6 protein-coding genes are annotated in these 6,551 nt (G+C 64.0%); 3 read left to right on the top strand and 3 right to left on the bottom strand.

Going from position 1 to position 6,551, the window contains the following annotated elements; all coding sequences use genetic code 11:
- Positions 1–348, top strand: a 348-nt coding sequence (locus AX724_RS24205) for a hypothetical protein (RefSeq protein ID WP_066768753.1), incomplete at its 5' end; no start/stop codon positions are given.
- 100 nt (positions 349–448) lie between these two features.
- Here the strand turns inward: AX724_RS24205 and AX724_RS17320 are convergent.
- From AX724_RS17320 to AX724_RS17310, 3 genes are all read right to left on the bottom strand, one after another.
- A complete protein-coding gene (locus tag AX724_RS17320; protein WP_066212936.1) occupies positions 449–1,024 on the bottom strand; it encodes a recombinase family protein in 576 nt (191 codons plus the stop codon).
- 184 nt (positions 1,025–1,208) lie between these two features.
- Positions 1,209–1,562: a hypothetical protein gene (locus AX724_RS17315; RefSeq protein WP_066548713.1), complete on the bottom strand. Its 354-nt coding sequence runs from the start codon at positions 1,560–1,562 to the stop codon at positions 1,209–1,211.
- Between the two features lie 195 nt (positions 1,563–1,757).
- Positions 1,758–2,318 (bottom strand): recombinase family protein, encoded by a 561-nt coding sequence (locus AX724_RS17310; RefSeq protein ID WP_011950653.1) that lies wholly within the window; start codon positions 2,316–2,318, stop codon positions 1,758–1,760.
- A gap of 131 nt (positions 2,319–2,449) precedes the next feature.
- Between AX724_RS17310 and AX724_RS17305 the strand changes: the two genes are divergently transcribed.
- Both AX724_RS17305 and AX724_RS17300 read left to right on the top strand, forming a co-directional pair.
- Positions 2,450–5,464, top strand: a complete 3,015-nt coding sequence (locus AX724_RS17305) for a Tn3 family transposase (RefSeq protein WP_037555775.1) — start codon at positions 2,450–2,452, stop codon at positions 5,462–5,464.
- A 128-nt stretch (positions 5,465–5,592) separates the two neighbouring features.
- Positions 5,593–6,551 (top strand): TolC family protein (locus tag AX724_RS17300; RefSeq protein WP_197421622.1); only part of this gene is annotated, 959 nt, incomplete at its 3' end.

Below are 6,551 nucleotides of genomic sequence, written 5' to 3'. Positions count from 1 at the left end.
CGCCCGCACGGCCGCTACGTGCTGCATCTCGGCGATGGGGTGTGGTGGGACGAGGACGCCGCACGCTGGCGCGACGGGCAGGGCAGGGGGGTTCGCCGTCTGCCCGCACCGATGGAGCTGGCACGCGCGCAACCGGGCTTCGCCGGCATCGACCCGCCCGCCTCGCTGCGGGTCACGCGCGTCGTGCTCGCCAGCGCGCACCTGAACCACGATCCCGGCGACAACCGACCGCGCAACCTCGCTGCGCTCTGCCAGCGGTGCCATATGCGCCACGACGCTGGCGAGCATCGCCGGCGCCGCCGGCGCAACGCCTTCCGGGTGCGCGCGATCGGCGACCTGTTCGCCTGATCGACGATCCCCTGCCTGCCTGCCTGCCTGCCGGGCCGTGGGCCAAGCCCCAAGGGTTGGGTGGGTGGAAGAAAGACGCGGCCGACAATGACGGCCTCCATTACACCTGCGCGACCACCGAGCTGCGCCCACCCGGTATGTGCCGGTAGAGCGTCGACGGCTGCACCCCGAGCTGCGCTGCCACCTCCTCGACGGCGATGGTCGGGTCTGCGAGCATCGCCTTGGCGCGCTTGATCTCCGCCGGTCCCATCGCCGGCTTGCGCCCGCCGCGTCGCCCCAACGCCTTCGCCTGGGCAAGTCCGGCGTGGGTGCGCTCTAGCGTCAGCTCGCGCTCGAACTCGGCGACGGCCGCGAAGACGTGGAAAACGAGCCGCCCGCCGGGGCTGGTGGTGTCGATGGCCTGGGTGAGCACGCGAAGGCCAATCTCGCGCTTGGCGAGATCTTCGGCCGTCTCCACGAGCTGCCGGACGGAGCGCGCCAGCCGGTCGAGCTTCCACACCACAAGGGAATCACCGGCGCGGATGTAATCTAGCGCGGCCCTCAATTCCGGTCGATCGCGCTGCGCGCCCGATGCCTTTTCGGTGAACACGCGTTCGCACCCGGCCGCATGGAGCGCGTCGATTTGTAGGGCAGGGGACTGATCCCTGGTGGAAACACGGGCGTAACCGACGAGCAAGGGCGTTCTCCGAGAACTCGACGCGAACTAGCCCGATTTCGAAGAAGGAAACAAGGTACGGTTTCGAGAGGCGAAATGGCCGCTGCGCGGCTGCTCACGCGTGTTGCACCAGCGTCCCCGGCAATCGTTCGTTTACGAGAGATTGAAGACATTACCAGACGTTTTAACTGTCGGGTAAATCCCCTTAGAGACCCTGTTCAGCCGTCATCGCCGCCCCGCCAGCCCGAGCCATCATGGTTGGGGTCGGCACCCAGACTTGGCGGGAGACCGGTGTCCCGCGCGGTCCCGGCGAAACGGTGACGCGCCACTCAAAATGTCCCGCAACCTCCGAACGGTCGGCCGCCGCTTGCACCTCCGAAGGCGTCGACGATATCCATACCCGCCGCGGCGCGACAATCGGTGCCCGCGGCCCCGGTCGCTGATTGACGATGCGCCATTCGTAATGTCCGGCGCCCGACATTGTGGTGGCGGCCTGGGCGTTGGTCATGCCGACGATAGCGGCGATCCCCGCAAAGGCGGCGGCGAGATAACGATTCATGGGCTTGGTCCTTCAATCTGAGCGTTGTTGCCAAAGCATATGTGCTGGCTGGCAGTCCGCGCATTTTGCCCGCTTGGTTACAAGTTGGGCGATCACGCACTGCTGCATCGGAAATTGCTGAAGATCGGCGGCGCGTGAGGGCGTAACGGTTGAGCCGCGTATAAGGGTCGTGCGGCTGAGCGGAACAGGAAAGTGTCATAAGGCACTGTTTGGCTCGATACAGCGATAGATGGTGGCCGGGTGAACGTTGAAGGTCCTTGCGACGGCGCTAATGGACTTACCCTCGAGAACGAGTTGGCGAGCGAGCTCCGCCTGATCTGGGCGCATTTTCTTTGGGCGTCCGAAGCTCACACCGCGCGCCATCGCCGCCTTTCGCCCCTCCTCGGTTCGGCTCAATATGAGAGTCCGCTCGAACTGGGCGATCCCAGCGAATACGGTCATGATCATCACGCCAGACGGGGACGTGGTATCGGCCCAAGGTTCATCAAGCGATTGTAATCCTGCCTGCTTTTCCTTGATGCGTTCCGCGATGTGCAGGAGTTCGATGGTGGATCGCGCCAAACGATCGAGGCGGGCGACGACGAGAACATCGTCTTTGCGCAGGTGACCCATCAGCTTTTCAAGCTCGGGCCGGCCACGAGCGGCCCCCGATATTTTCTCTTCGAACATCATTTCACAGCCCGCCTCCGAGAGCCGACCGCGCTGGATTTCCAAGTTCTGATCCTCGGTGGAAACGCGCGCGTAGCCGAGCTTCATGCGACTGCTCCAGATATTGTGCGAAAGTTACTGCAAAACAATTTTGTTTCGCACATATGTTTTGCGAAGAAATTCGCCTTGTTTATCGGCATGGGCCGTCCCCTTCGCAAAAGTTGAAAGTTTCGCACGGTATGCCCACCCGTCACCTCACTGACGCCCAGCGTCAGGGCTTTGCCCGCTTTGATGGCGAACCGTCGGCCGATCAACTCGCGCGATATTTCCATCTGGACCAAACTGATCGCGACCTCATTGGAACTCTGCGCGGCGACCACAATCGGCTCGGCTTTGCCGTGATGCTGACGAGCGCCCGGTTTCTGGGCGCATTTCCAGTCTCGCCCGCCGAGATCCCAGCGTCGGTCCTGGCGGCCGTGATCGAACAACTCGCTCTTGAACCCGGCACGGACGTGGACGCCTATTTTGCGGGAAGCCGACGCATCCGGCACCTCGCGCTCATCCGGACGCACTGCGGCTTCACGGACTTTGGCGACAACGCGGTGGCACGTTTCCGGCTGACCCGATGGCTCTACGCCCTTTGCTGGAGCGGCGACGATCGGCCCGGCCCCCTGATTGATCGAGCTGCGGCCTGGCTGATCGCCAACAAGGTGCTGCTGCCGGGCGTCACGGTCGTCGAGCGCCTGGTTGGCAGGATCCGCGATCGTGCGCGGACCAGGCTTTGGCGCCATCTGGTCGCCAGCTTGAGCGATGACCAGCGCGTGCGCATCGCCGCGCTGTTTGACGATGGCGACACATCCACGTTCGCCGCCCTGGACGCGCTCCGGACCGTTCCCTCCAAGCGCATGCCGACCGAACTCTTCCGACACCTTGATCGGCTCGATGCGGTCCGGGCGTTCAATCTGCGGCCGGCGCCACCGCGGGGCGTTCCCGCCACAACCCTTGAGCGGCTCGCGCGGGTAGCGCGCGTCGGCAAGCCCTCGGCCATCGCCGCCCTTCAGGAGCCTCGTCGAACCGCGACCGTAGCCGCGCTCTTCCATACGCTCGAAGCGGCGGCCCAGGACGACGCCGCCGAGCTGGCCGAGGCTCTGCTCGCCGACTTGGTGAAAGGGGCTGAAGCCGCCGACAAACAGGCCCGCCTGCGCAGTCTGCGCGATCTCGATGGCGCCGCGATGCTGCTCCACGCAATGGGTCTGTTGGTTTTGACCGACGACGCCCTGCCCCTCAATGAATGGCGAGATGTGCTCTTCGAGCGGTTGCCCCGTCCCGACATCGAGGCCGCCATGTCCAAGGTGGAGGCGATCGCCAAGCCCGCGGAGACCAAGCCCTATGATCAACTGCGAACAAAATGGCGGAGCGCCCGGCGATTGTTCTTTGAAATCGCTACCCGCATCGAGACCGACGCTGCCCCAGGTGGCAAAAACGTCAAGGCCGCGATCAGCTACCTCAAGGGCGTGGACGACTGGTCCTCTCTCGTCAAGATGCGCGGCGCACCGATCGCTGCGGTCTCGAAGGCGTGGAGGCAACATGTCCTGGATGACGATGGCAGGATGCGCGACCCGAAGGCCTATGTCTTCGCGATCATCGATGCGTGGCGTCTGGCGATCAAGCGTCGCGATGTGTTCGCCAAGCCCGGCATCCGATACGGGGATCCCCGGCGCGGGATGCTCGAGGGCGAGTCCTGGCACAATTCCAGGTTGATGGTAGCACGCGCCCTGGGCCGATCTCTGGAAGCCGACATTGAGATTGACGGTCTCTCCCGCCTTCTCGACGAGGCATATCGACATGTCGTTGCGCGCGCCGGCGACAATCCGGACCTGCGTTTTGAGACGGTCGCCGACAAGATGGGGATTGTGGTCACGCCCCTCGACAAGCTTGATGAACCCGAGAGCCTTCGAGCACTTCGCGCCGCCGTCCAAACGCGCATGCCGAAGGCCGGAATGCCCGACATCTTTCTTGAAGTCATGGCGCGAACCGGATTTGCCAAGTCCTTTACGCATCTGAGCGAGCGTCAGGCCACCGTCGAGCACTTCGAGATAAGCCTGTGCGCGACCCTGGTCGGCGGCGCCTGCAACATCGGTCTTGAGCCGATCGTGCGCCCGGAATTTGCGGCTCTGCGTCGCGACCGTCTTTCTTGGGTCGGTCAGAATTTCATTCGGCCCGAGACCATCGCCGCGGCCAACGCCGCGATCGTTTCCGCTCACAGTCGTCTGGATATCGTCCAACATTGGGGCGCAGGCGAGGTGGCCAGCGCCGACGGCATGCGTTTTGTCGCTCCGTCGAGCGCCATACACGCCGGGCCCAACCCCAAATATTACGGCCAGGAGCGCGGCGTCACTTGGTACAACATGATTTCCAATCAGTTCAGCGGTCTGACCGGAGCGGTCATCCCCGGCACGTTGCGCGACAGCCTGGTCGTCCTGGCTCTCCTGCTGGAGCAGGAAACCGAGCTCGATCCTCTGGAGATCATGACCGACACCGCCGCCTATTCCGACGCCATTTTCGGTCTGTTCTGGCTCTTGGGCTACCGGTTCAGCCCCCGTCTGGCGGACATCGGCGACGCCAAACTCTGGCGTATCGACCGCCAGGCGAGCTATGGGCCGTTCGATCAGACCGCCTGGGGCAGGGTTAAAATCAATCTGATCCGGGAAAACTGGTCCGACCTTATCCGCTTGGCCGGATCGCTCAAGCTCGGCCACCTCAAGGCCGCAGGCGTCATGCGAATGCTGCAGGTCAAAGACCGCCCAACAACGCTGGCCAAGGCCCTGTCTGAACTCGGCCGCATCATCAAGACGCTGCATATCCTGCGATACATCGATGACCGGCCGTTCCGGCGACGAATATTGTTTCAGCTCAACCGGCAGGAATTGCGCCACAAGCTCGGTCGGCGCGTCCATCACGGCGATCGGGGCGAAATCAGAAGCCCTCTGCGTCAGGGCCAAGAGGAGCAGCTTGGGGTCCTCGGTCTGGCCCTCAACTCCATCGTCCACTGGAACGCTGTCTACATGCAGGAAACCGTGCGCCAACTCAGCGAGGCCGGGACGCCGCCGCTGCCCGCCGATATCGCTCGGCTCTCGCCGATATCTTGGCGTCACATCAATTTCCTCGGCCGCTACGACTTCTCCGTGCCTGACGCCGTCGCAAACGGCGGCCTCAGACCGCTACGCCAACCTAATTCCGAATGGGACTTTTGAAAGGAAATAATGCCCCTTACGACACTTTCCTGTTCCGCTCAGCCGCACGACCCTATAACGAATGTAGTTGCAGCATCTCGGAACGAGGGGGGAATCTACTCAATGGCGTCTTCCAATCAGCGGAATGCATGGTGAATCCCTCGCACAGTCGGCTGAGGCCGATGCCCCCGCGCATCATCATCCTGGCCGTGACGACCGTGCTTGCGGGTTGCACGACCTTCGATCCGGGCAGGGATCATGTGGCGATCGAGAAGTTGCTTGCGGATCGCGGCGCGCCGTCGCTGGGCTGGGAGCAAAACGACCAGGGCGAACAGGAGACACAGGCCCAGCAATCGGTCGCCGCCCAACCGATGACGGCGGATTTGGCCGTCAAGACTGCCATGCTCAGGAGTCCGCGCCTCCAGCAGATTTATGGCGAGCTCGGACTGGCTCGGGCCGATGTTCTCGACGCCGTCCAGGTCGCCAATCCGCGCATCAGCCTGTCGAGCCTGGCGCTCGCGGGCGGGCCGGGATCGCAATTCGTGTTCGGCGTCGCCGAGCCTCTGGTCGATTTGTTGACCTTGCCAGCCAAGGCGCGGCTCGCCCGTCTCGACTACGAACGCGCCCGGTACGAGGTGGCGGCGTCGATCCTGGGCGTCAGTCTCGACGTCGAGGCGGCGTGGTATCGCTATGTCGGAGCGCAGCAGGTTGCCGAGATGCGGGCGGCGGTCGCGGATGGCTTGCAGGTTTCGGCAGACCTCGCCCAGCGCTTTTACGACGCGGGCAACATCACGGAATTGCAGCTCAACCGCGAAAAGGCCGCCGCCAGCCAGGCGCGTATCGAGGCGACCCGCGCCGCCGTCGCCGGCAAGATGGCGCGTCTCGAACTCAACAATGCGATCGGATTGCGGGGAGCGGAGGCGGATTGGAAAAGCGACACCGTGCTGCCGCTGCCCCTCGCCCACGAGGATGACGTAAGCGAGTTGCAACGCCTCGCGCAGTCGAGCAGCCTGGAATTGCTCGCCGCGCAGAAGGGCGCTGTCGTCGCCGCCGGGGCGGCGCGGATCACGCGCAGCTTCCGCCTCCTTGGGGCCACCACGGTCGGTTA

It is taken from the genome of Sphingobium sp. CCH11-B1, assembly GCF_001556865.1.
In the GTDB taxonomy this organism is placed as follows: Bacteria; Pseudomonadota; Alphaproteobacteria; order Sphingomonadales; family Sphingomonadaceae; genus Sphingobium.
Note: the sequence above shows the minus strand (reverse complement) of the source record. Positions and strands in the feature narration are given on the sequence as shown.

Excerpts from the sequence above, each read along its gene's own strand:
- AX724_RS17315 (WP_066548713.1), bottom strand. The coding sequence starts at position 1,562 with ATGAATCGTTATCTCGCCGCCGCCTTTGCGGGGATCGCCGCTATCGTC.
- AX724_RS17310 (WP_011950653.1), bottom strand. The coding sequence starts at position 2,318 with ATGAAGCTCGGCTACGCGCGCGTTTCCACCGAGGATCAGAACTTGGAA.
- AX724_RS17305 (WP_037555775.1), top strand. The coding sequence starts at position 2,450 with ATGCCCACCCGTCACCTCACTGACGCCCAGCGTCAGGGCTTTGCCCGC.